Annotated in this window: 20 protein-coding genes and 1 tRNA gene; 11 read left to right on the forward strand and 10 right to left on the reverse strand. The window is 73.3% G+C overall.

The window, feature by feature from the left end:
- The first annotated feature begins 198 nt into the window (after positions 1–198).
- From KR546_RS16075 to KR546_RS16100, 6 genes are all read left to right on the forward strand, one after another.
- The gene (locus KR546_RS16075) at positions 199–1,002 is read left to right on the forward strand and encodes an FhaA domain-containing protein (protein ID WP_238445739.1); all 804 of its coding nucleotides are present in this window, start codon (positions 199–201) and stop codon (positions 1,000–1,002) included.
- Positions 1,003–1,054: 52 nt separating this feature from the next.
- Positions 1,055–1,519: an FHA domain-containing protein gene (locus KR546_RS16080; protein WP_238445740.1), complete on the forward strand. Its 465-nt coding sequence runs from the start codon at positions 1,055–1,057 to the stop codon at positions 1,517–1,519.
- Complete coding sequence (locus KR546_RS16085; RefSeq protein WP_238445741.1) at positions 1,519–2,736, forward strand: Stp1/IreP family PP2C-type Ser/Thr phosphatase; 1,218 nt, start codon at positions 1,519–1,521, stop codon at positions 2,734–2,736. Before KR546_RS16080 ends, KR546_RS16085 begins: the two co-directional genes overlap by 1 nt.
- Before the next feature lies 1 nt (position 2,737).
- Positions 2,738–4,066: an FtsW/RodA/SpoVE family cell cycle protein gene (locus KR546_RS16090; protein ID WP_238445742.1), complete on the forward strand. Its 1,329-nt coding sequence runs from the start codon at positions 2,738–2,740 to the stop codon at positions 4,064–4,066.
- Positions 4,063–5,505 carry a peptidoglycan D,D-transpeptidase FtsI family protein gene (locus KR546_RS16095; protein ID WP_238445743.1) on the forward strand — a complete coding sequence of 481 codons (1,443 nt, stop codon included), beginning with the start codon at positions 4,063–4,065 and terminating at the stop codon, positions 5,503–5,505. Before KR546_RS16090 ends, KR546_RS16095 begins: the two co-directional genes overlap by 4 nt.
- 64 nt (positions 5,506–5,569) lie before the next feature.
- Positions 5,570–7,393, forward strand: coding sequence for a protein kinase domain-containing protein (locus tag KR546_RS16100; protein WP_238445744.1), 1,824 nt, complete (start codon positions 5,570–5,572; stop codon positions 7,391–7,393).
- 32 nt (positions 7,394–7,425) lie between these two features.
- Here KR546_RS16100 and KR546_RS16105 read toward each other — a convergent pair whose 3' ends face one another.
- The 3 genes from KR546_RS16105 to KR546_RS16115 all read right to left on the reverse strand — a co-directional run bounded on the left by KR546_RS16105 (position 7,426) and on the right by KR546_RS16115 (position 11,557).
- A complete protein-coding gene (locus tag KR546_RS16105; RefSeq protein WP_238445745.1) occupies positions 7,426–8,550 on the reverse strand; it encodes a hypothetical protein in 1,125 nt (374 codons plus the stop codon).
- 479 nt (positions 8,551–9,029) lie between these two features.
- Entirely contained in the window at positions 9,030–10,865 is a 1,836-nt protein-coding gene (locus KR546_RS16110; protein WP_238445746.1) for a copper resistance CopC/CopD family protein, read from the reverse strand.
- 44 nt (positions 10,866–10,909) lie between these two features.
- Positions 10,910–11,557: a zf-HC2 domain-containing protein gene (locus KR546_RS16115; RefSeq protein ID WP_238445747.1), complete on the reverse strand. Its 648-nt coding sequence runs from the start codon at positions 11,555–11,557 to the stop codon at positions 10,910–10,912.
- Positions 11,558–11,903: 346 nt separating this feature from the next.
- On the opposite strand from KR546_RS16115, the gene KR546_RS16120 reads away from it, so the two are divergent.
- The gene (locus KR546_RS16120; RefSeq protein ID WP_238445748.1) at positions 11,904–12,506 is read left to right on the forward strand and encodes a sigma-70 family RNA polymerase sigma factor; all 603 of its coding nucleotides are present in this window, start codon (positions 11,904–11,906) and stop codon (positions 12,504–12,506) included.
- On the opposite strand, the gene KR546_RS16125 is transcribed toward KR546_RS16120, so the two are convergent.
- On the reverse strand, positions 12,430–13,596 hold the full coding sequence (locus KR546_RS16125) for a VLRF1 family aeRF1-type release factor (protein WP_238445749.1): 1,167 nt from the start codon (positions 13,594–13,596) through the stop codon (positions 12,430–12,432). The two genes, KR546_RS16120 and KR546_RS16125, sit on opposite strands and share 77 nt — an antisense overlap.
- 122 nt (positions 13,597–13,718) lie before the next feature.
- On the opposite strand from KR546_RS16125, the gene KR546_RS16130 reads away from it, so the two are divergent.
- Positions 13,719–15,500, forward strand: a complete 1,782-nt coding sequence (locus KR546_RS16130) for a site-2 protease family protein (RefSeq protein ID WP_238445750.1) — start codon at positions 13,719–13,721, stop codon at positions 15,498–15,500.
- A 13-nt stretch (positions 15,501–15,513) separates the two neighbouring features.
- Here KR546_RS16130 and KR546_RS16135 read toward each other — a convergent pair whose 3' ends face one another.
- On the reverse strand, positions 15,514–16,140 hold the full coding sequence (locus tag KR546_RS16135; RefSeq protein WP_238445751.1) for an anthranilate synthase component II: 627 nt from the start codon (positions 16,138–16,140) through the stop codon (positions 15,514–15,516).
- Positions 16,137–17,504: an acyl-CoA synthetase family protein gene (locus KR546_RS16140; RefSeq protein ID WP_238445752.1), complete on the reverse strand. Its 1,368-nt coding sequence runs from the start codon at positions 17,502–17,504 to the stop codon at positions 16,137–16,139. Before KR546_RS16140 ends, KR546_RS16135 begins: the two co-directional genes overlap by 4 nt.
- A gap of 459 nt (positions 17,505–17,963) precedes the next feature.
- On the opposite strand from KR546_RS16140, the gene KR546_RS16145 reads away from it, so the two are divergent.
- A complete protein-coding gene (locus KR546_RS16145; protein WP_238445753.1) occupies positions 17,964–19,004 on the forward strand; it encodes a polyprenyl synthetase family protein in 1,041 nt (346 codons plus the stop codon).
- A gap of 25 nt (positions 19,005–19,029) precedes the next feature.
- Here KR546_RS16145 and KR546_RS16150 read toward each other — a convergent pair whose 3' ends face one another.
- Together KR546_RS16150 and KR546_RS16155 are read right to left on the reverse strand one after the other, a co-directional pair.
- Positions 19,030–19,194 (reverse strand): hypothetical protein, encoded by a 165-nt coding sequence (locus KR546_RS16150; protein ID WP_238445754.1) that lies wholly within the window; start codon positions 19,192–19,194, stop codon positions 19,030–19,032.
- Positions 19,191–20,021 (reverse strand): sortase, encoded by an 831-nt coding sequence (locus tag KR546_RS16155; RefSeq protein WP_238445755.1) that lies wholly within the window; start codon positions 20,019–20,021, stop codon positions 19,191–19,193. The genes KR546_RS16150 and KR546_RS16155 overlap by 4 nt, the downstream gene beginning before the upstream one ends.
- 291 nt (positions 20,022–20,312) lie before the next feature.
- Between KR546_RS16155 and KR546_RS16160 the strand changes: the two genes are divergently transcribed.
- Positions 20,313–20,582 carry a cell division protein CrgA gene (locus KR546_RS16160; protein ID WP_238445756.1) on the forward strand — a complete coding sequence of 90 codons (270 nt, stop codon included), beginning with the start codon at positions 20,313–20,315 and terminating at the stop codon, positions 20,580–20,582.
- Positions 20,583–20,849: 267 nt separating this feature from the next.
- On the opposite strand, the gene KR546_RS16165 is transcribed toward KR546_RS16160, so the two are convergent.
- Positions 20,850–21,173, reverse strand: coding sequence for a hypothetical protein (locus KR546_RS16165; protein WP_238445757.1), 324 nt, complete (start codon positions 21,171–21,173; stop codon positions 20,850–20,852).
- Positions 21,174–21,278: 105 nt separating this feature from the next.
- Here KR546_RS16165 and KR546_RS16170 point away from each other — a divergent pair.
- A tRNA-Ala gene (locus KR546_RS16170) sits at positions 21,279–21,351 on the forward strand.
- 418 nt (positions 21,352–21,769) lie between these two features.
- Here KR546_RS16170 and KR546_RS16175 read toward each other — a convergent pair.
- Complete coding sequence (locus KR546_RS16175; protein WP_238445758.1) at positions 21,770–22,360, reverse strand: hypothetical protein; 591 nt, start codon at positions 22,358–22,360, stop codon at positions 21,770–21,772.
- Between the last annotated feature and the right edge of the window lie 104 nt (positions 22,361–22,464).

A 22,464-nucleotide genomic window follows, 5' to 3' on the forward strand; every position in this document is an offset into this window, starting at 1 on the left:
CACCACACGACCCCCACCACCCCCACCGCCGAACGCCACCCACGGCACCACCGGGACGTGGTCGAGGCCGCCGGTGCGCACGGGCGGCGCTGCACGACGGACGTGGACAGTCGACGAAGGCACGGTCGGACGACTCCGCGACGTCGTCCCACAAGTACCCTTCCGGGCGGATCACCCGGCGACGAGGAGACCCGCCCGATGGGCGTGCTGAAGGGCTTCGAACGGCGGCTCGAAGGGGCCGTCGAGGGCATGTTCGCGCGCATCTTCAAGTCCGGGCTGCAGCCGATCGAGCTTGCCCAGGCGATCCAGCGCTACGCCACCGACCACCGTCATGTCACCAGCGTCGGGGTCGTGGTGTGCAACGACTACCGGATCTCGATCCACCCCGACGACGTCGAGCGCCTGTCGGGCTACGGCTCCTCGTTGGCCCGCGAACTGGCCAACGTGGTCACCGAGACGGCCGCCGACCACGGTTGGCGGGTCCCCGGGGACATCAGGATCACCACGGTCTCCGACGCCGACATCGACGTGGGGCGCTTCGAACTGGTCGGACGGGTGCACACGCCCGACACCGACCCCACGGCCCAGCCGGTCGCGACGCCACGGGCTCGGCAGGCCGCCGCACCCGGCCCGGGGGCCACCACGAACCGTCCCGACGCGACCGCCGCCATGCCGGCCCCGACGGCCGGCGACCCGGGAGCGCCCTCGGCCCCGCCCGTCGCCGACGTGCGGCTGGAGGTCGTGGCCACGGGCCAGGTGCTCGACCTGGTCACCGGGCGCTACACCATCGGCCGGCTCGCCACCTGCGACCTCCCGGTCGACTCCACGACGGTGTCCCGCGAGCACGCCGCACTGCTGAAGCGCAACGACACGTGGTGGGTCGTGGACCTCGGCTCCACCAACGGCACCCGCGTCAACGGCGTCCGGGCGTCCGAGCACCCGGTCCGGCCCGGCGACACGCTCAAGGTCGGCACCATCGAGATCAACGCGCGGAGCATCTAGATGGCCCCACGACGACGTCCGCGCGCCCTCCCGGGACCGGGAGGGCGCTGACATGCCCGTCGCCGTCCTCACCGTCCTCAAGCTGGTCCTGCTGGTCCTGCTGTACGTGTTCCTGCTGCGGGTGACCCGGGTCATCGCGGCCGACCTGTTCGGGCTGGGTCGTCCCAGCCGCCGCACCCAGCGCCCGGCCGTCACCACGGCCCCACCGACCCGCAAGGTGCGCCGGCATCCCCGCGAACTGGTCGTCCACCCGCCCAACGGCGAGTCCGTCGAGGTCGCCATGAACGGCGCGACCATTACGCTCGGGCGTTCGAACACCGCCAGCATCCGGGTCGACGACGTCTACGTCTCCGACGAGCACACCCAGATCGTGTCGACCGACGACGGCTGGATGGTCCGTGACCTCGGCTCGACCAACGGCACCTTCCTCAACGGAGCCAAAGTGACCCAGCCCACCCCGCTCGCCCACGGAGACCACCTCCGCCTGGGAAAGACCCGAGTCGAGGTGAAGCGCTGATGATCCGGGTGCAGGCGATCGGGCGAACGGACGTGGGACGGGTCCGCGACGCCAACGAGGACGCGTTCCTGGTCGGGGACTCGTCGTTCGCCGTCGCGGACGGGATGGGCGGCCACCTCGCCGGCGAGGTCGCCTCGGCCACGGCGCTGGGCCCGGTCAAGGACCTCGACGGTCGCGTCTTCTCCGACTCGGTCGACGCCACCGCGGCGCTGCGCGACGCGGTGCTCATGGCCAACCGGGCCGTCGCCGACAAGTCCGCCGCCGCCCCGTCCTACCGGGGCATGGGCACCACGCTGACGGCGGTGATGATCGAGGGTCGCCGCGCCCACATCGCCCACGTCGGCGACTCGCGCGCCTACCTGCTGCGCGACGGGATGTTCAGCCAGCTGACCACCGACCACACGCTGGTCCAGCGCCTGATCGACGAGGGACGGCTGAGCGAGGAGGAGGCGGCCAACCACCCCCAGCGCTCGGTCATCACCCGCGCCATCGGCGTCGAGTCCGACATCGACGTGGACGCGATGACCCTCGAACTCCTGCCCGACGACCGCCTCCTGCTGTGCTCGGACGGCCTGACCGGCCCCGTCACCGACGAGGCCATCGCCAAGCTGCTCGGCGGCAGCGACCTCGACCGGATCCCCGACGACCTGATCGACGCGGCCAACGACGCCGGCGGCCCCGACAACATCACCACGGTCGTGCTGGCCTTCGACGAGCTGCCGACGGCGCCGTCACCCCGCCGCACCACCGGCCGCGAGCCCGACCCGAACATGGTCGTGGTGCGCACGCGGGACGACGACACCGACAGCGACTGGGCCGGACGTCTCGGCCACATCGGCTCGCTCAACCCCCATCCGGAGTCCTCGGCCTCCACGGGGACCGGGCGCGCCCGGTCGATCCTGGTCTGGGCCGTGGTCGTGGCGGTGCTGCTCGCCGCGCTGGTCGTGGGTGGGCGGGCGCTGCTCGGCCGGTCCTTCTACGTCGGCGTCGACGACGCCGGCCAGGTGGGCATCCACCAGGGCGTGCCGGTGGACATCGGCCCCCTCCCGCTCCACTGGGTCTACCGCACCACCGCGTACACGATCGACGACGTCCCCACGATCGTGCGGGACGAGGTCGAGGCGGGCCTGACCGCACAGGACGCCGCCGACGCCGAACGGATCATCGCCAACTTCGACGAGCTGCGTGACGAGGACGAGACCACGGGCGCGAACTGACGTGGACCTGACGGCAGCCTCATCCGCCTCTGCCGAACGGCGCCTGCTGGTCGGTGCCGTCCTGCTGCCCGCTGCGGCCTTCGGCCTGCTGCACCTCGGACGCGACGTGACCCTGCTGGGGCGCGACACGCTGGTCCGCATGGGCGTGCTCCTGGCCGGCGCGATCGTCCTGCACCTGGTGGTGCGACGCCTGGCCCCACGTGCCGACCCGGTGCTGCTGCCGCTCGCGGTCCTGCTGAACGGGCTCGGGCTGGTCATGGTGCACCGCATCGACCTCGGCCGGACTCCCCCGACCTCGCTGGCGACCTCCCAGGCGACGTGGACCATCGTGGGCATCGTCGTGGCGGTCGCGACCCTGGTGGTCGTGCGCTCCCACCGGGACCTGACCCGCTACCACTACACCATCGGGTTCGTGACGCTGGTGCTGTTGCTGCTGCCGCTGCTGCCGGTGATCGGCCAGCGCATCAACGGCGCCCAGCTGTGGGTCGACTTCTCGCGCCTGGGCGTCCCGGTGGGGTTCCAGCCGGGCGAGCTCGCCAAGATCGGGCTGGTGATCTTCCTGGCCGGCTACCTCGAGCGCAAGCGTGCGCTGCTGTCGGTGGCGACCAACCGCATCGGCCCCCTGATGCTGCCCGAGACCCGTCACCTCGGCCCCGTGCTGCTGGCCAGTGGGCTGTCGTTGGCGATCGTGGTCTTCCAGCGCGACCTCGGGTCCGGGCTGCTCTTCTTCGGCGTGTCGGTCACGATGCTCTACATCGCCACCGGCCGCATCGCCTACGTCCTGATCGGGTCGATGACCTTCCTCCTCGGCGCGGTGCTGGCCTGGTGGCAGTTCGGCCACGTGCGTGACCGCGTGGCCATCTGGCTGGACCCGTGGAGCAGCATCAACGACGCCGGATGGCAGCTCGCGCAGGCCTCGTTCGCGCTCGGCACCGGTGGGCTGACCGGCACCGGGCTCGGGCTGGGGCGGCCCACCGACATCCCGTTCGTCGAGACCGACGCGATCTTCGCCGCGATCGGGGAGGAGCTCGGCCTGCTGGGCGCGACCGCGCTGATCGTGGTCTACGTGCTGATGGTCGCCCGCGGCTACCGGATCGCGCTCAACGCCACCGACCAGGTCGGCTCGCTGCTGGCCGCCGGGCTGACCACCGTGCTGGGCCTGCAGGTCTTCGTGATCATCGGGGGCGTGACACGACTGGTCCCGTTCACCGGGATCACCCTCCCGTTCGTGTCCTACGGCGGGTCGTCACTGGTGGCCAACTACATCCTGCTGGCCCTGTTGCTGCGGGTCTCCGACGACGCGAACACCGAGCGCGGAGCCCGGACGTGAACGGCCAGATCCGGCGGGTCGCCCTGGTCATGATGGTGGTGTTCGCCGCCCTGCTGGTGAACCTCAACATCCTGCAGCTCGTGCGTGGCCCGGACCTGGTCGACAACCCCGCGAACCGGCGGGTGCTCGTCGCCCAGTACGGGATCGAGCGGGGCCCGATGCTGGTCGACGACGCGGAGGTCGCCCGCTCGGTCGAGACCGACGACGACCTCGAGTACCAGCGCGAGTACCCCGAGCCCGAGCTGTACGCCCACGTCACGGGCTACGACTCGTTCGTGCAGGGCCGAACCGGCCTCGAGGAGACCTACAACGACGCGCTGATGGGTGCGCCCAGCGAGATGCTGGCCCAGAACCTCACCGAGCTGCTGATCGGCCGGGACGCCCGGGGCAACACGCTGCGGCTGACCGTCGACCCCCGCGTGCAGGAGGCCGCCCGGACCGCGCTGGCCGACCGCACCGGCGCCGTCGTGGCGATCGAGCCGGGCACGGGGCGGGTGCTGGCCGCCTACGCCAACCCGACCTACGACCCCAACCGCCTGTCGTCGCACGACGGCGGTGCGGTCCAGGACGCGTGGGAGGAGCTGCGCCTGGACCCGGACCTGCCCCTGCTGGACCGCTCCACGCGGGTGCTGTACCCCCCGGGGTCGGTGTTCAAGATCGTCGTCGCCGCCGCGGCGCTCGAGCAGGGCCTGCAACCCGAGACCGCCTTCGACAACATCGAGTCCTACACCCCGCCCGGCACCGAGCGCGCCATCACCAACAGCGGGGGAGGCACCTGCACCGACGACGAGACCATCACCCTGGCCCGTGCCCTCGCGGTGTCCTGCAACACGGTGTTCGCCAAGCTCGCGGTCGACCTGGGCGACGACGTCGTCATCGACACGGCCCAGCGCCTGGGGTTCAACCGGGCCATCCCCTACGACCTCCCGGTCGCCTCGTCGGCCATCCCGACCGAGATGGCCGACCCTGCACTGGCCCAGTCCGCGATCGGGCAGCGCGACGTGCGGATGACGGCCTTCCACGCCGCGATGACGGCCGCCACCATCGCCAACGCCGGTCGGGCCCAGCGCCCCTTCGTGGTCGCCGACGTGCGCAGTCCCAGCGGCCGGCTGGTGCAGGGCCCCGCCGACGGGGTGTGGCGGGAGGCGGGGTTCTCCGAGCAGGCCATCAGCGCCCGGACCGCCAGCCAGCTGCGCGACATGATGATCGGCGTGGTCGACCAGGGCACCGGTGGTCCGGCCCAGATCGGCGGCAGCGAGGTGGGGGGCAAGACCGGGACGGCCGACGACCCCAACCTCGAGGGCTCGATCGCGTGGTTCGCCGGCTTCGCGGGCAACGACATCGCGGTGGCGGTGGTGCTGCCCGACGTCGAGGGTGGCGGTGGTTCACTGGCCGCACCGGTCGCGCGGGAGGTGATGCTGGCATGGCTCGAGCAGTGAGGCGGGCACGTCCCGTCACCCAGGGCCTGCGGCCACGTCCCGACGTGTCCGTGGGGGGACGACCGTGAGCGGCGACCGGGTGCTGGCCGGCCGGTTCCACCTGCGTCGGCCGCTGGGCAAGGGTGGCATGGCCGAGGTCTGGGAGGCCTACGACGCCAACCTCGACCGGGCCGTGGCGATCAAGGTGCTGCTGGGCCGCTACCAGGAGGACGAGGAGTTCCAGGAGCGCTTCGCCGAGGAGGGTCGCCGGGCCGCCGGCCTGAACCATCCCAACATCGTGACCGTGCTGGACACCGGCACCGACCGCCAGACCGGGCTGCGCTTCATCGTGATGGAGCTGATCCGGGGTCGCTCGCTGGCCGAGGCGATCGCCGCCGGCGGGCTGACCGAGGACCGTGCCCTGGAGGTCACCGCCGACGTGGCCGCCGCGCTGGAGTACGCGCACGGCCAGGGACTGGTCCACCGCGACGTCAAGCCGGGCAACATCCTCGTGGCCGAGGACGGCACCGTCAAGGTGACCGACTTCGGCATCGCCCGGGCGATCGACTCCGACTCCAACGTCACCCAGACCGCGGCCGTCCTGGGGACCGCGGCCTACCTGTCGCCGGAGCAGGCCCAGGCCCGCGCGGTCGATGCCAGGTCCGACGTCTACTCGCTGGGCGTCGTGCTCTACGAGCTGCTGACCGGCGCCCAGCCCTTCCAGGGCGAGACCCCGGTCACGGTCGCCTACCAGCACGTCCAGGAGCCTCCGCGTCCGCCACGCGACCTCGAGACCTCGGTGTCGGCCGCTGGCGAGGCGATCGTGATGCGGGCCATGGCCAAGAACCCGGCCAACCGCTACCAGTCGGCCGCGGCGATGCGCGACGACGTGTTGCGGGCGATGGTCGGCGAGGCGATCGACGCCCCGGCCGTGCTCCGGGCCGAGGACACCGCGCTGCTGGACCCGGTCGGCGGGGCACGGCCGACCGACTCACCACAGCAACGACGCCGACGCGCCCTGGGCTACGTCCTGCTGGGACTGGGCTCGATCGCGGGTGCCGCCCTGCTCGTCTGGCTGCTGCTCCAGCTCGGCGGTGGCCAGGAGGCCGTGCAACGAACCGTGCCCAACGTCATCGGGTCCTCGGTCCCGGACGCCCAGCAGCTGCTGGCGTCCCAGGGCCTCCAGGGTGACCCGATCGACGAGGTGGCCTCCGACGAGATCGAGGCAGGGCTGGTCGCGGGCCAGATCCCGGAGGCCGGCGAGGAGGTTCCCGAGGGGGCGCTGGTACAGCTGTCGGTGTCGTCCGGACCCGAGGTGGTGGCGGTGCCCCAGATCGTCGGGGTGACCGAGCTCGATGCGCTCGAGCTGTTGCGCCGCGCGGGGTTGCGGGTCGGTGGCCGCGAGCCGATCTTCTCGGCGGAGGTGCCGGCGGGCAACGTGATCGAGTCCAACCCGGCGCCCGGGGACGAGGTGGCCGTGGGCACCGCCGTGGACCTGGTGATCAGCGAGGGCGAGCAGCTGATCCGGGTGGCCAACGTCGAACTGCAGTCGGAGGCGTCGGCTCGCCAGGTCCTCACCGGGCAGGGGCTGACGGTGCGGGTCGAGCGGGAGTTCTCCGACTCGGTCGCGCAGGGCGTCGTGATCCGTCAGGACCCGCAGGCGGGCGAGGACCTCCCGGCCGGCTCCGAGGTCCTGATCGTGGTGTCGCGCGGTGCCAGCGGGAGCACCGACGAGCCCGACGACCCCGACCCGACCCCGACCGACGGGAGCAACCCGTTCCCGTCCCCGACGCCCAGCCCGACGCCGCCGCCCCCGCCGCCGCCACCGACGCCGTCGCCCACCCCGTCACCGACGCCGTCGCCGACGCCGCCGGCCAGCCCGACACCCAGCGTGTCGCCCCGTCCCTGACCCGGTCCGATCCTGGCCCGGTCGCCGCGGTCTCAGGTCGTCCCCCGCATGGCCGCGTCGCCCGGTCCGTCCGGTCGCACCGGTCCCGCGTCGGCGACGGCCTGCTCGCCCCCACCCGGCACGAGGGGACGTGAGAAGAGATCCTTGAGCCCGGCCGCGATCGCGCCCAGCCCGGTCCCGACGGCCAGTCCGATCGCGATCCGCACGAAGGACGACGGCAGCACCGCCGGGGGCACGATCGGTGCGGTGACGGCAGCCACCTGGCTGATCCCCCACACGACCAGCGGGATCCCCGCCGCCCCGGCCACGACGCCGCCCGCCGCCGTCCGTCCCCGGACGGCCAGCCCGGCGACGGCGACCAGCAGGGCGACTCCGGTCAGGATCAGCGGGAAGGGCTGGCCCTGCACACCCGGTGGCAGCCCGACCGACCCCGCGATCCCCACCGCGCCGGTCACCACGACCCCGATGCCCACCAGCACGGCGATCGTCGTCGTGGTCGTGGTCGTGACCAGCAGCACGGCGGCCAGCGCAAGTCCGGCCAGGGCTGCCAGCACGGTGGGCAACGGACTGGCGGGCGGGACCCAGGTCAGCGTGCCCACCACCTCGACCGTCTCGCCGTCCACCACCAGGGGCACCGGCCACTCGTAGGCGACCTGCCGGTCGGTCGAGGTCGGGTCGACCTCGCCGGGCAGTGACGACGGCGACATCCAGTGGATGCGGTGGTCGTGCCAGGCGTACGTCCCGTCGTCGGACACCTGCTCCCACCGGGGCGGCTGGCCCGGCCCGGCGTCGGCCGGGACCTCGGAGTCCTGGATCGAGTAGCGGGCACTGTTCTGCCAGTGGGTCGCCGAACGGAGGTTGACCCAGACGGAGCCGTCCGGATCGAACCGCAGGTACTGCTCGCCCTCGGCGTAGCCCGGGACCCCCACCTCGTGGCCGCCGGGATTGCGCACCTGCAGGAACGCGTCACCGCCCAGCACCTGGACCTCCAGGCCGTCGACCTGAGGGGTGATGGCCACGACCTCCGAGTCGTAGTTGGTCGGGCCCGGCGGGTCCGCCGCGGCAGGTCCCGCGGTCACGACCAGCACCAGCAGGGACAGCAGCGCGATCCGACCGACCCGGGTCGGCGTGCGACGGACGGTGGGCCGACGGCTCACGAGCCGGACCCCGGGGTGGCGGGCCCGTCGGCCGGGGGATCACCGGGGCCACTCGACCCGGCGGCGTCCCCTCCACCACGGTCAACCGGACGGCCGGGTCCCCGTCCTCGCCGTCGGCGGCCGCCCAGCGGTAGGACTCGCCGTCGGCGCACTCCTGGTAGACGGCGACGTCGAGCTCCGTGCCGACGGGGGCGCCCACCTCGACCAGCGCCGGCAGCAGCAGCTCGTCGGTCGTCCCCCCGTCCACGGCCTGCCATCCGAACGCGCCGTCCTCCGCCCGGACCTCCCAGCCAGCCGTCGCGGCGGGCGCCAGCACCAGCTCGTCGGACTCCTGGACCAGGACCAGGACGGTCGGGGACGCGTCCTCCGCGCCGTCGTCTCCTCCGCAGCCGTGCGGGACCACCAGCTCGACGGCCACGGGCCCTCCGGCCGGGACCTCGGACGGGCGGAACCCGGGATGTGCGAGGGCCGTGATCGGGTCAGGACGGGTTCACCACGACCTCCACGTCGACCCGTTCCTCGGTGAACCGGTCGAGGGCGACGACCGTCGTGACCTGCCACGTGCCGGGCACGACCAGTTCCGACCCGGTCAGCACCCAGTGGCCGGGTCCGGCCGGCAGCGGCGTGCGTTCGATCGGACCGATGTCCTCGTCGACCTGGGTCAGCTCGAACCGGACCTCCTCGACCGCGTCCAGGGGTCGCCCGGTGTCGTCCAGCACGTAGGCATGGATCTCGTTCGCCCCGGCACGGTTGGGGTCCACCACCACGTTGACGTCGATGTCGTCGGTGAGCGCGACGACGGTGTCGAACGCCCCGCTGATGCCGGCGTCCTCGGCGGCGGGTCGCGTGTTGACCAGCACGGCCGTCACTCCGAGGAGCACGACGAGGAGCACGACCTCCAGGCGGACGGTGGTCCGGAGCTGGCGTCGCGCCGCGGCCTCCTCGGCGCCGGCCGCGGTCACGGCCGGCACGAGCCGGAAGCGGTTGTAGGCGGCCACGAGGACGATCAGGCCGACGACCGTCACCTTGGCGACCAGGATCCAGCCGTAGTCGGTCGTGACCAGGGCCCGGGGCTGGCGGACCAGCGCCCAGGACATGGCACTCCCCGCCACCGCCACCACCAGCATGGCCCACAGGGCACGACTCGAGAAGGTCGCGAGGAAGCGGGCGTTCTCGGCCGCGGTGTCGACCTGCTCGTCGGGCGTGGCGGCGGCGTGGTCGTGCAACGGATCCTGCTCGACCGGCGAGGTCGTGTCGGGATCGCCGTCCGTGCCGACCGGCGCGACCGGCCCGCTGCCGCCGGCGACCGGGACCACGCCACCGTCGCCCGACCGGTCCGACGGCTCGCGCATGTCGGTGCGACGATCGCGACCGGTCAGGACGCGCGCGAGGACGACGAGGCCACCGGCCCACACCGCCGCTGCTCCCACGTGCACCAGGTCGCCGACCAGCATCACCCAGGCCGGTTCGACCGTGCGCGTGTGGCCGTCCAGTGCGAGCGAGCCCAGGGCCAGCACGGCACCACCGACCAGCCCGGCGGCGGGTGGGACCGGGCGGCGCTCCGGCGGACGCTCCAGCGTCACCACGGTCGCCACGACCAGCGCCAGGCCGGCCAACCGCGTGAAGGCCGCGATCCCGACACTGGAGGTGACCGCGTCACCCATGACCGACATCGAGCCGAACACCCCCAGGCCGAGACCCGAGGTCTCCATCGCCTGCAACGGGACGGTGAGGATCGTGGCCACGACCGCGGTCCAGGCCGCGATCTCGGCCGTCTGGGTCGCCAGGCGGCGCTGTCGGACGGTCGTGGCGGCACCCAGGGCGGCCAACAGGGCGCCCACGGCCACCAGGGTCGCCCCGAGGTCGATGCCGCGGACCACCGTGGCCACGATCGGGACCGGACCCGAGCCCCCGCCGAAGAGCGCCGCCACGGTGTCGTCGTCCAGCGCAGCGCCGGCACCGACCCGGAAGGTGATCGCACCGCGGATCACGTGGCCGTCGGCGGACGTCACCCGGAAGGTCGCGACGTAGCCGCCGTCCGCCAGGTCCCCCAGCCCGACCTCCACCCGGTCCGGGGCGGGCTGGACCTGGACCCCGTCGTCGACCCGGGCGCCGGCACCGTCGAAGACCCGCAGGGCCCCCGTGGTGGCCTGGACCTCCTCGTTGAAGGTGAACGACACCCGGTCGGGCGCGGACGCCAGCGACTCGCCGTCGGACGGCGAGGACGCGCGCAGCGAGGCGTGCGACCATCCCGGCGCCTGGACCGCGACCACCAGCACGGCGACCGCGGCGAGCAGCGCCAGGACCAGCCGCACGCGGCGGTCCGGGGCCGTCCGGGTGGTCGGGACGAGGGCGGGCCTCACGCAGCACCCGGGTGCATGTGCAGCCGTCCGACCGGCGACCGGTCGAGCCACCACAGCACGGCAGCACCGATGGCGGGCACGACGTGGGAGAACTCCGCCACGAGGTTGGTGGCACCGTCCGCGACGTCGATGACGGCGGCTCCCAGCACGATGCCCGCGGCGAGCGTCACCAGCGGGAGCATCCCGTGGGCGAGGCGGTCCGGACGCCATGCCGCCATGACCAGCGCGATCCCCAGCGCGATCTCGAACGCGGCGACCTCGCGCACGGCGTGGACCGGTTGTGGGCCCATCGCTCCGGCCAGGGCCACCAGGACCTGGACCAGGCCGGCCAGCCCCAGCACCAGCCGGGCCTCGCGACGCCGGGACAGCGGTCCGGCCGGCTCGGGGACGTCGACGTTGGCCACGATCCGGTCCCGCAGGTCGGGCACCGCGGGCGCGGGGGCCACCCGCAGGCGCCGATGCAGCTCGTGGGACCGCCCGGCGAACGAGGTGCAGGCCGCGCACCCGGCGAAGTGGTCGTCGACGTCGAACGACACGACACCCTCGACCTCGCCATCGAGCCGTGCCGACACCACGTCCCGGGCCGCTCGGCACGTCTCGTCCACCTGGCGATCATGACGCCACGGGCGGTGGGGCGAGGTCACGATGGATCTCCTGGGTGAGTCAGGGGAGCGAGTCAGGGGGGCGAGTCAGGGAGCGTGTCACGGGGGAGTTCGTCGGTCGGGCGTGGCCGGATGGGCTGCCGGGCGGGCCGGTCTGCCCGACCCGTCCGTCCCAGCAGTCGTCCGACGGCCGGGTGGAGTTCCCGGCTCCACGGAATTGTACGCTGACCGCGCATCCAGCCGTCCCGCCGTGGCGACCGGTGCCTCCCGCCCGTCCCGACCACGCCACGATGCCTCGCGCCCCTCCTGATCGGTCCCCGGAATCGACGACGCCACGGCCTCGCTGCTCGCTGCCGCCCGGGGTGATCGTGCGGCGCTGGGCGAGCTCGTGGCGCAGACCCAGGCGGACGTGTGGCGGTTCTGCGCCCACCTCGTCGACGTCGCGAGCGCGGACGACCTGGCCCAGGACACCTACCTGCGGGCGATGGGCTCAATGCACCGGTTCCGCGGGGACGCCAGCGCCCGGACCTGGCTGCTGGCGATCGCACGCCACGCCTGCGCCGACGAGCTGCGCCGACGAACCCGGCGCCGACGTCGCGAGCACCGGCTCGACCCGACCGACCTCGAGGGATCGGTCGCGGACGACGCGCACCGGGAGCCGTCCTCGCTCGGGATCCCGGACGACCTGGCCGCGGCCGTGGACGCACTCGACGTCGACCGCCGCGAGGCGTTCGTGCTGACGCAGGTGCTCGGTCTGTCCTACCGCGAGGCCGCCGAGGCCGCCGAGGTCCCGCTCGGCACGATCCGTTCGCGGGTGGCACGGGCCCGTGGCGACCTGGTGGCGCGGCTGGCGCCCGAGACGGACGTGCACGATGCCGACGGTCGGGAGGCTCCGGACGTCAGCGGCGGTCACGTCACCAGCGCAGGAGCGCACCGACCCCCTGGTACGCCGCGAACTCCCGACCGGCGTCCTCGTCGTCGAGGCGCGTGACCCGACCGCCGGTCGACAACACTCGCTCGACCACGCGCTCGACCAGGAACGGCTCGGGCTCCATGGCGAGGTCGGCCTGGGCACCGGTCCCACCGACCGAGGCGTGCAGGGACCCGTCCTCGGCGACGTAGCCGTCGACCTCGGCGCCGCGGACGAAGACCAGGTGGTCGACCCGGCCGAGGTTGGACGCGGGTGTCACCCGGTGGATCCCCATGACGGCCGGCCCACCCGACATCGCGACGTCGCGGACCCGCTCGGCCAACCGCTGCTCCCGGCGGGCGTGGCCCGAGCGGAGCACCGGCCAGACCTTCTGCGCGACCTGTCCCGGGCTCGCGTCCTCCCAGGCCTCGTCGACGGTGTGGATCTCGACGCCCCCACCGTCCAACAGGTCCTCGACCCGGCCACCGATCCGGTTCGACCCCGACACCACGACCCGGTCCCACGACCGACGCCGCGCGAGGTCGCCGACGACGGCCGTGACCTCCTTGAGGAAGCGCTCCCGGTTCGCGTCCACCCGGTCGGCGAACGCCTCGCGGTGGCTCGACGACTGCTGGCCGCGGGCCGGGTTCACCGCCGCGGGACCGCCCTTCTCGCCCGCGAGGACCTCCGGGTCCAGCTCGAAGGACAGTTCCGACAGCACCCGCACGCCCCCGGCCGACCACTCCAGCACGCGCGCCCCGGCCTTCGTCGCGACCACGATGCCGGCCGGGCGGCCCTCGTCCAGGGCCGCGATGAGCGGTCGCAGGTAGGGCCGGGGCCGCAGCACCACGCGATCGGCGAACGGCGTGGCGACGTCGAAGCGGAGCAGGTCACCGGACGCGACCCCGACCACCAGCGCCCGGCCACCGGCGGGTCCACGCGGGTCGAGCAGCGACTCGATGTCGTCGTCGATCGCGGCGACCCGTTCCTCCAGGGCCTCGAGGTCGCCTCCCTCGACGGTCTTGCGGACCTCGCGGAACCGGTTCTTCCACTCGATGCGGGCGGCCTGGCCAGCGTCACCGGTGGGCGTGAAGCCGGTCGTGACGGTCAACACCCCCACCTCGTCGGTCAGGTCCAGCAGGTGGGCGATGGCGCGATCGTCGAGCTCCAAAGTGCGGCCCTTGTCGTGGGGGCCTTCAACCGTAGATGGGCCGCATGCGGCCTGTCTGCCGATCCGACGGCCCGATCGGCCACCAGCCGTGCCCGAGACCACGTGGCGATACCGTCGCGCGCGTGATTCCTCGTGACGTGACCCTCGCCCGGGTCGGCGGCGTGCCCGTCCGACTGCACGTGTCATGGCTCGTGGTGGCCGTCGCGGTCGTGTGGAGCCTGTCCACGACGATGGACCTCCCCGACGGCCCGGTCGTGCGCTGGACGGCGGCCGTTGCCGGCGCGATCGGCTTCTTCGCGTCCATCCTGGCCCATGAGGTCGGACACGCGATCGCGGCGCGCCGTCGGGGACACCACGTCCACGCCGTGACCCTGTTCGTCTTCGGCGGCGTGACCGAGATCGACGACGACGCCCGCCGGTGGCAGGACGAGTTCGCCATCGCGGCCGTGGGTCCGTGGGTGTCGCTGAACCTCGCCGCACTGCTCGGGCTGGTGACGGCCGGGCTGGACTGGTACCAGTTGCTGCCCACGGTGGCGACGGTCCTGGGCATGCTCGGCTGGCTCAACCTCGCGCTGGCGCTGTTCAACCTCGTGCCGGGCGCGCCGCTGGACGGCGGGCGGGTCCTGCGCGCGCTGCTGTGGCCGGTCCTTGGCAGCCGGCGTCGTGCCAGCCGGGTCGCCGCCGCGATGGGCATCCTGGTCGGGATCGGGTTGTGGGCGCTCGCCGGGCTGTTCGCGGTGACCCAGCAGGGCGCCCTGCTGTCCGCGCTGTGGCTGACCCTCGTGGCCGCGTTCATCGTCGCGATCGCGTTCGGTCAGTGGCGCGCTGCCCGCCCCGCCGCCGCGACCGCCGACACGTCCCGGGATCCGACCGCGGCCACGGGAGACGACGTCACCACCGATCGGGCCGCCGGCAGGGGCGTGGTCGTGGGGAGGTGGGTGCGCTCGGGGCTGTCGGTCGCGCTGGTGGTGCTCGCCCTGCTGGTCGTGCCGATGCCGCTGATCGAGGAGTCGCCGGGGCCGACCTTCGACGTCGGGCCCACGATCGAGCTGTCCGGGGACACCACGCCCCTGGACGGCGAGTTCGTGATGCTGACCGTGTTCGTCCGCCAGCCGGGGATCGCCGAGGTCGTGCGGGCCCGCTTCAGCGAGGGACGGACCCTGCGCCCGATCGGCGAGGTCGTCGCGCCCGACCAGGGCACCCGGGACTTCTTCTCCGAGCAGGGCGAGCTGTTCGCCACCTCGTTCGAGCAGGCGGCGGCCGCCGCGCTGGAGGCCGCTGGCGAGGACGTCGTCGTCGACGAGGACGTCGTGGTGGCACACGTGCTCCCGGACGGGCCGGCAGCCGACGTGCTGCGGGCCGGCGACGTCCTGGTCGAGGCGGACGGCAGCCCGGTGGGCAGCGCCGAGGACCTCGCCGCACGCACCGCCACGATGGAGGCCGGCACCAGCCTGCCGCTGGTCGTCCGGCGTGACGACCGCGAGGTCGACCTGGACGTCGTGGTGGGCGAGCTGCCCGGAGGTGAGCGGGTCGGCCTCGGCGTGACGGTCGGCATGCAGTTGGGTGACCTGGGCCTGCCCCGGGAGGTCACCCAGGGCGACCTGCGCATCGGTGGCCCCAGTGCCGGCCTCGTCACGGCCCTGACGATCTACGACCGGGTCGCCGAGGAGGACCTGTTGGCCGGTCGCACGATCGCGGTCACCGGCACGATGGGTGTCGACGGCACCGTCGGGGCGATCGGGGGCATCGACGAGAAGGTCGAGGGGGCGGTGGCCTCGGGGGCGGAGCTGCTGCTGGTCCCGCTGGCCCAAGTCGCGGAGTTCGAGGCAGCCAGTGACGGGCGCGTCCCGGTCATCGGCGTGGCCACCCTCGACGGCGCGATCAGCGCCCTGCGCGGCACCTGACCGCTCGCACCGGTCAGGCCGAGGCGGCCGCCGGCGTCGGGCTGGCCGCCCGGACCATGGCGAGGAAGTTGGCGAGCAGGTCACGCCCGGACCCGGTCAGGATCGACTCCGGGTGGAACTGCACACCGTGCACCTCGACCTCGCGGTGCGAGACCCCCATGACCACGCCGTCCGACGTCTCGGCGGTGACCCGCAGCACGCTGGGGAGGTCGTCCCGGCGGGCGACCAGCGAGTGGTAGCGCGTGGCGTCGAACGGACTCGAGATCCCGGCGAAGACGCTGCCACCACGGTGGTAGACCAGGCTGGTCTTGCCGTGCACCAGCTCGGGAGCGTGCACGACGGCGCCGCCGTAGTGGGCCACGATGCACTGGTGACCCAGGCAGACCCCCAGCAACGGGACGCGCCCCGCCGCCATGGCCAGCACGTCCATCGACTGCCCGGAGTCGTCGGGTGTCCCGGGGCCGGGCGAGATGACGACCCCGTCCGGGAGGTCGGCGTCCAGCGCGGCCAGGTCGACCTGGTCGTTGCGGACCACCTCGACGTCCGCCCCGAGCACCCCCAGCTCCTGGACCAGGTTGAAGGTGAACGAGTCGTAGTTGTCCACCACCAGCAGGCGGGGTCGGGCACCGTCGCTGCTCATCGCGACTCCTGTCGTGGCTCCGGACGTGCGGGCCCGGGCGGCTGGTCAGGCTGCCAGGTCGTGCCGATCGGGCGGTCGGCGGGCGACCCGGGTCGGGCGACGTCGCCGGTGACCACGCCCAGCGGCAGGTCGTCGTCGAGCGGCGCCCAGCCGTCGTCGGTGACCGGCGGGACCTGTGGCCCGTGGGCCCACGTCCCGTCGTCGTGGACCGCCAGCACCGTATCGACCAGGGGCACGGCGCCGGGGTCGCCGGCCAGGCGACCGTAGACCGGCTGGGCCAGCACCGGGCCGACGGTGGTGTCCGGCTGCCAGAAGTGGCGCACCCGGGCTCCCTCGGTCGCCGTGACCAGGCCGGCCGTGGCCGTGTCGTCCAGTGCCCGGGTCCCGGGCCGGACCACCACGCCGGCCAGTCGCAGCTCGGTCCCGGTGGCCTCGCCGCGTCGTCGCCGCACGATCCCCCGCCAGCCACCACCGGAGGCGAGCCCACGCCACGTGGCCGGCTCCGCGAACGCCAGGGTCGCCCCCGGGATGCTCGCCACCAGGTCGTCGGCGTCCGCGACCCGGCAGGTCCCCGCGCTGAGCGCCGCCAGCAGGAAGCCCATCACCAGGCCACCGGGGCGCCACCAGCCGGTCGACGTGGCCACGACCTCCGAGCCGGTCGCGACGTCCGGCACCCACAGCCGGACCTGGAACGTGGCCGCGACCAGCTGGCGCTGGGTCGCCGTGACCATGCCACCATCCAGGGGCAGCTCCAGGGCGGGTGCGTCGGGATCGACCGGTCGCAGGCCGGCCTGGCCCGCCTCGTCCACCAGGGTGCTGAGCACCGAGCGGTCGTGTCGGCGCAGCCGGCGACGCACGGCGTGCACGGCACGGCCCAGAGTGGACCGCCCGGTGCGTCGTCGGACCAGCCGCTCGACGTCGGCGCGGACGACGTCCGCCGCGGGCACGCCCGTCCGCGCCCGTCGCCGGTCGACGACCACGAGCACCACCTCGTCGCCGTCGGGGATCGCCGCCCCGTCGAACTCCGCGTCACGGCCGGGGATCACCTCGCCGTCGGACGTGGCGTGGTGGTCGAGGTCCCCGGTGCGCCCGACGTGCGGATCGCGGACCTCCAGCAGGACCCCGGCACGCCAGGTGGCCAGCGCGACCACGAGGGCGGCCAGGCCACCCTCGCAGTCCAGGACGACGCGATCGGGGTGGCGACTCGCCAGCCCACGCGCGACGTCGTCCACGACGGCACCCAACTGGACCCAGGTCAGCGCGTGGCGGTCGTCGACCAGCGCGATGCCCTCCGGGACGTCGCGGATGGCGTCGGTGACCAGTCGCCACGCCCCGACGGCCGGGTACTGCCAGCCGGTGGGCACGCCCGGCGGCCACGAGGCGAGCCAGGGTCGCGGCGCCGCGTCCGGCGAAAACGTCGGCGGACCGTGCCCATCGACGTCGGCCTCGGAGTTGGAGGTGGGGTCGGGGTCGGGCGTGGGGTCGGGCGTGGGGTCGGGCGTGGGGTCGGGCGTGGGAGCGTCCGCCGGCTCGACGTCCGCATCGGGCGTCGAGCGGGCGTCCCGGACGGGTGGGTCGTCCCCACCAGGTGCGGATGCGGCGGCGGCAGGCAGGACGATCTCGCTTGGACGGAACGACGCGGCGGAGTCTACCGTCGGGGGCTGACGGGCCGACCGCTGGTTGCAAGGGACCCGGCCCCCCACGCCCGGCACCGCCCGTGCCGGTGACCTCGTCGACAGGCATCGCCCGTGGCCGCTGCACCCTCGACACCGTCTTCCCGCGCCCCCCACGAACCGCCTCCCGGTGCGTCCTGGGGCGAACTGGTGGGCGACCGCCTGGACCGCGTCGAGACCTCCCTCCACCAGACCGTCGAGGAGGCTGCCGCACGCTTCGGGGCCATCGATCCGGACCTCGCGGCGGTCGCCGACGAGGTCGTGGCCTTCGTCGCGACCGGCGGCAAGCGGCTGCGTCCCCTGCTGGTGCTGCTGGGCCACGAGCTGACCGGGGCCGACGGCGACGTCGTGCCGGCGGCGGTCGCCGTCGAGCTGGTCCACACGTGGGCGCTGGTGCACGACGACGTCATCGACGGCGACGCGACCCGACGGGGACGGGCGACGACCCATCGTGGGTTCGCCGAGCGCCACGCCGCGCGTGGCTGGGCCGGCGACACCGATCACTACGGCATCGCGATGGCGATCCTGGTGGGGGACCTGGTCGCCGTGCTCGCCGACCAGTCCTTCGAGCAGACCGCGGCCGATCCGGCCCATCTCGCCGTCGCGCGGGCCGAGTTCACCGCGATGCGGCTGGAGGTGATGGCCGGCCAGGTGCTGGACGTCCAGGTCGCGGCCGAGCGCACCACCGACCTGGACCGGTCCCTGCGTGTCGCGACCCTCAAGTCGGGGCGCTACTCGGTCACGCGCCCCCTGCAGCTCGGTGCACGGCTCGGTGGGGCGTCCCCGGGGTTGATGGACCACCTCGCGCGGGTCGGGGACGCGCTGGGGGTGGCCTTCCAGCTGCGCGACGACCTGCTCGGCGTGCTCGGCGACCCCGCGCGCACCGGCAAGCCGGTGGGTGGCGACCTCCGGGAGGGCAAGCGCACCGTGCTGGTGGCCGAGGCGGCGACGCGGCTGGACCCGGCGTCACTCGCCCGGCTGGAGACGACCCTGGGCGACCAGGCGGCCGACGACGAGACCGTCCGGCGCTGCATCGCCGACCTGGTCGACAGCGGGGCGGTCGACGCCGTCCAGGCCCGGGTGGACGACCTCCTGGCCACGGCGTCCGCCGAGCTGGACGACCTGGCAGGTGGCTCGGCGGCCAGTGCCCTGCACGCACTGGCCGCCGAGTTGGGGTCCCGGACGCACTAGGCGTCTCGGGGCCCTGGCCGGGTCCTCAGATCCACCAGGTCACGACTCCCACCGCCGGGTTGTACCACCGGGATTCCACCCAGGGGAAGACGAACTCGAACAGCAGCCAGACCACGACGATCGTCACCACGACGCCCACCAGCAGGCGGACGAGACGGGTGGGCCGGCGGGCAGGACGGGTCTCGCTCATTCGTCCGCCCCGGCCGCGGTCGCCGCGTCGCCGACCCGCAGCTCGCCGAAGGCCACCAGTCGCTGCGCGGCCGAGTACTTCGGGTGGCACGTGGTCAGCGTGATGCCGTGGGTGATCTCGCGGTTGAGCGGATCGGGGTCGACGACCCACACGTCGGTCGGGGCCACGGCGCGCAGCTCGACGAAGTCGTAGATCCAGTGGCGCCCGTCGAGGTCGACCACGTGGATCTCGTCACCCGGTTCGAGCAGGTCGAGGTTGTGGAACGGGTGGCCGTAGGTCGTCCGGTGACCGGCGACCGCGAAGGTGCCCTCCCCGCCGGGCGGGGACGTCTCGGGGTAGTGCCCCGGTCCGCGGGCGAGGAAGTCCAGCGTGACGCCCTCGACGACGGCGTTGATCTCGTCGTCCACCACGAACTGCCCGTCTCGCTCGAACCACAGCAGGGCGTAGGAGCCACCGGGGTCCCCGGGCACCGCGATCCCGGTGCCGGTGTCGGAGGTGTCGGACGTGGCCGTTGCGTCCCCGGACGACCCCGTGGAAGCCGGGAGCGCCTCGGTCTGGGGCGGGATGTTGGCCACGTCACTGGTCGAGGTCGGGCCGGACTCGACCGCGGCCTCGGGCAGGATCACCTCGTCCCACTGCCGGGTCAGGACCGCCTGGTCCGCCGCGTACTCACGATCGGTCCAGAACAGGAGGTAGACGATGAACAGGACGATGACCACGCCGACAGCAACCAGGACCATGCCCAAGATCCGCAGTGCCGTGGTCCAGGCAGGCGGACTCGGGGGGTCCTCCGGGGCACGCTCGGGTGCCAACACGCTGGTCGCCACGTGCGTCCCTCCCTCCCGGACCCGGTGATGGTCCACGACTGCGGCGCCCTGCGTACTCGCGGGGCCGCCGTCCTCGCCCGTGTCGAGCGATCAACGTATCACCGGGTGGGGTGGCGTCCACGGGCGCACGGTGGGACCGCACGGGTCGCGGCGAGGGCCGTGTGCTCGCCGACGACCTAGACTGGAGGGGCACCGGCGCCCCCACCCCTCCGTGGGTCGGCAGGGCCGGGGGCGGGAGCCACACGGTCCCGTCACGCCGCACGCCACACCCGCCAGTCGTTCGAGGCCGTCATGCCCGAGTCCACGCACAACCGCAAGGGGAAGAAGCGTCCCCGCCCGACCCGCGAGGCGCCCCCTCCGGTCAACCCGAAGCCGAGCCCGGACTGGGTTCCGCGACTGGGTGTCGGGCTGCTGGTGTTCGGCCTGCTGATCATCATCGCGGGCTACGTGGGACTGGGGGACGTGACCGCCTCGTGGCCGATCCTGGGGCCCAACTGGCCGCTCGCGCTGGGCTTCGTCGCCCTCCTCGGCGGGTTCTGGACGCTCACCAAGTGGCAGTGATCCCGTAACCACACAGGTGTCACTTCTCCCCATGTTTGTCCACAGCCTGTGGGCAAACTCGTGGCTTCCACTCCCACATCGCCAACATTTCCCCCAGATTCCGCAGCGCTGTCCCCAGAAACTGTGGACAACCTGCGGATGAGTTGCGGACGACCGCGCGACGGTTGTGGAAAACACGGAATCCGCAGCAGCCTGTGGACAACGCCCGGGGCGGCGTGTTCACCTCGCCGCAACCCGCTCTCGCGGTCGTCGAGGGCCCCTGGGGCGCTAGTTGCGGGGCACCTCGTCGCGGGCGTGCATGGCCGTCGCACAGTGGCGCGGGGCCTTGCCCGTCCCGCGGGTCATGAGCAGCAACTCGGTGCCACAGTCCTCGCACCAGTAGAGGGTGCGCTCGGCCGGTTCCACGACGACCGGCTGCGGCTGGTCGAGGGCTGCCTGGGTGCGCTCGCCCACGGCCATGGAGCGCAGCGACCCGATCGCCCAGCGGATGAACAGCCAGCCCAGCAGCGGTGCGAGGACCCAGCGCCAGCCCCAGGTCGACCCGATCACGACGGCGCCGCCAGCGGCGGCGAGCAACAGCAGGATCCGCACGCGCCACCTCCTCGACACCGGGTCGCGACTGGTCCGTTCGATGGTCCGCACGGTACCGTTCGGGTCCACGAGCCCGGCCGTGCCGCGCTCGTCCTCCCCACCCCCGGGCCCGTAGCTCAGTTGGCAGAGCGCCGCCTTTGCAAGGCGGATGTCGTCGGTTCGACTCCGATCGGGTCCACGTGCATCCGTCGATGGCGAAGTGCTGCGGACCCGTCGACATCCGGATGCAATGGAGTCTTGCTCGCAGGCTCGCAAACTCCAGCGCTCCCGGCCGACCGACTCCAGGTGCCGATCGACTTCAGGTGTCGGGTCGGTGGCCCTCTCCACATGCATCCGCCGATGGCCGGTTCCTTCTCCGGACGCGTTCGCTCCTCGCGGATCGGCACCGTCCGTTGTAGGCGGCTGGGTCCTGATGTGAGTTCGCTGCAGCGATGTGGATTCGACGCGAATGGGCGCGCAACTCACATCGGGATCGACAACTCACATCGCGTCGGGGGGATCTCGCGGGGTCGGGCCATCGGCGAGGACACAGGGACGCGGGGGCGACCAGTGGTCGCCCCCGCGGGTGGTGCCCCCAGGTCGGGGACGGGTGTCGGTCAGCGCAGTGCGTGGAAGCGCGAACCGACGCGGTCCTCCCACCAGCCACCGAACCCCCAGGTCCGGTCGGCTGCGGCCCATGCGAGCCCGAGGAGGACCACCGAGTAGATGACGTGGTCGTCGAGGAAGGGGTGGTGCTCCGGCAGCAGCGCCGCAGCCCACATCAGCATCAGCATCGTGGCGCCGGCGTACGCCGACAGGCGCATCGCGAGGCCGAAGGTCAGGCCGACACCGATGCCGAGCAGGCCCACCATGAACAGCCAGTCGGCCCAGCCGGCCCCGGCGAAGGACTGGAAGAACCCGGCGAACGGGCCGGTGGTCCCGAAGGCGAGGAAGCCCTCGGTCGGGCTGCCGCCGTTGAGCCAGGCGGCGTCACCCATGACGTCGATGGTGCCGTCCTCGAGACGGCCGGTCGTGAAGCCCAGCGCGAACAGCTTGTCCACGAAGGCCCACAGGAAGATCAAGCCGATGCCGATGCGGGTCGCGGCGAAGGCCTTGGCGGCACGCGAAGGGTTGCCGGCGATCGGCGCGACGCCCTCGGCGTCGATGAGGTGGTCGTCGTGGACCACGTGGCGGGTGAGGGTGGCCATGGTGGGACCTCGCTTCCTGGGTCTGGTGCGTGGTCCGGCGTCGAGTCTGTGCTCGGCGTCCGACCGGGTGACCGAGTCACGATCACCGTGGTCACAGTGTGGCC

The organism is Salsipaludibacter albus (assembly GCF_019798055.1).
GTDB classification, from domain to species: Bacteria; Actinomycetota; Nitriliruptoria; order Nitriliruptorales; family Nitriliruptoraceae; genus Salsipaludibacter; species Salsipaludibacter albus.

What these genes read in the sequence shown, in the direction of transcription:
- KR546_RS16075 (WP_238445739.1), top strand. Translation starts at nt 199, where the DNA reads ATGGGCGTGCTGAAGGGCTTCGAACGGCGGCTCGAAGGGGCCGTCGAG.
- KR546_RS16080 (WP_238445740.1), top strand. Translation starts at nt 1,055, where the DNA reads ATGCCCGTCGCCGTCCTCACCGTCCTCAAGCTGGTCCTGCTGGTCCTG.
- KR546_RS16085 (WP_238445741.1), top strand. Translation starts at nt 1,519, where the DNA reads ATGATCCGGGTGCAGGCGATCGGGCGAACGGACGTGGGACGGGTCCGC.
- KR546_RS16135 (WP_238445751.1), bottom strand. Translation starts at nt 16,140, where the DNA reads ATGAGCAGCGACGGTGCCCGACCCCGCCTGCTGGTGGTGGACAACTAC.
- KR546_RS16150 (WP_238445754.1), bottom strand. Translation starts at nt 19,194, where the DNA reads ATGAGCGAGACCCGTCCTGCCCGCCGGCCCACCCGTCTCGTCCGCCTG.
- KR546_RS16160 (WP_238445756.1), top strand. Translation starts at nt 20,313, where the DNA reads ATGCCCGAGTCCACGCACAACCGCAAGGGGAAGAAGCGTCCCCGCCCG.
- KR546_RS16175 (WP_238445758.1), bottom strand. Translation starts at nt 22,360, where the DNA reads ATGGCCACCCTCACCCGCCACGTGGTCCACGACGACCACCTCATCGAC.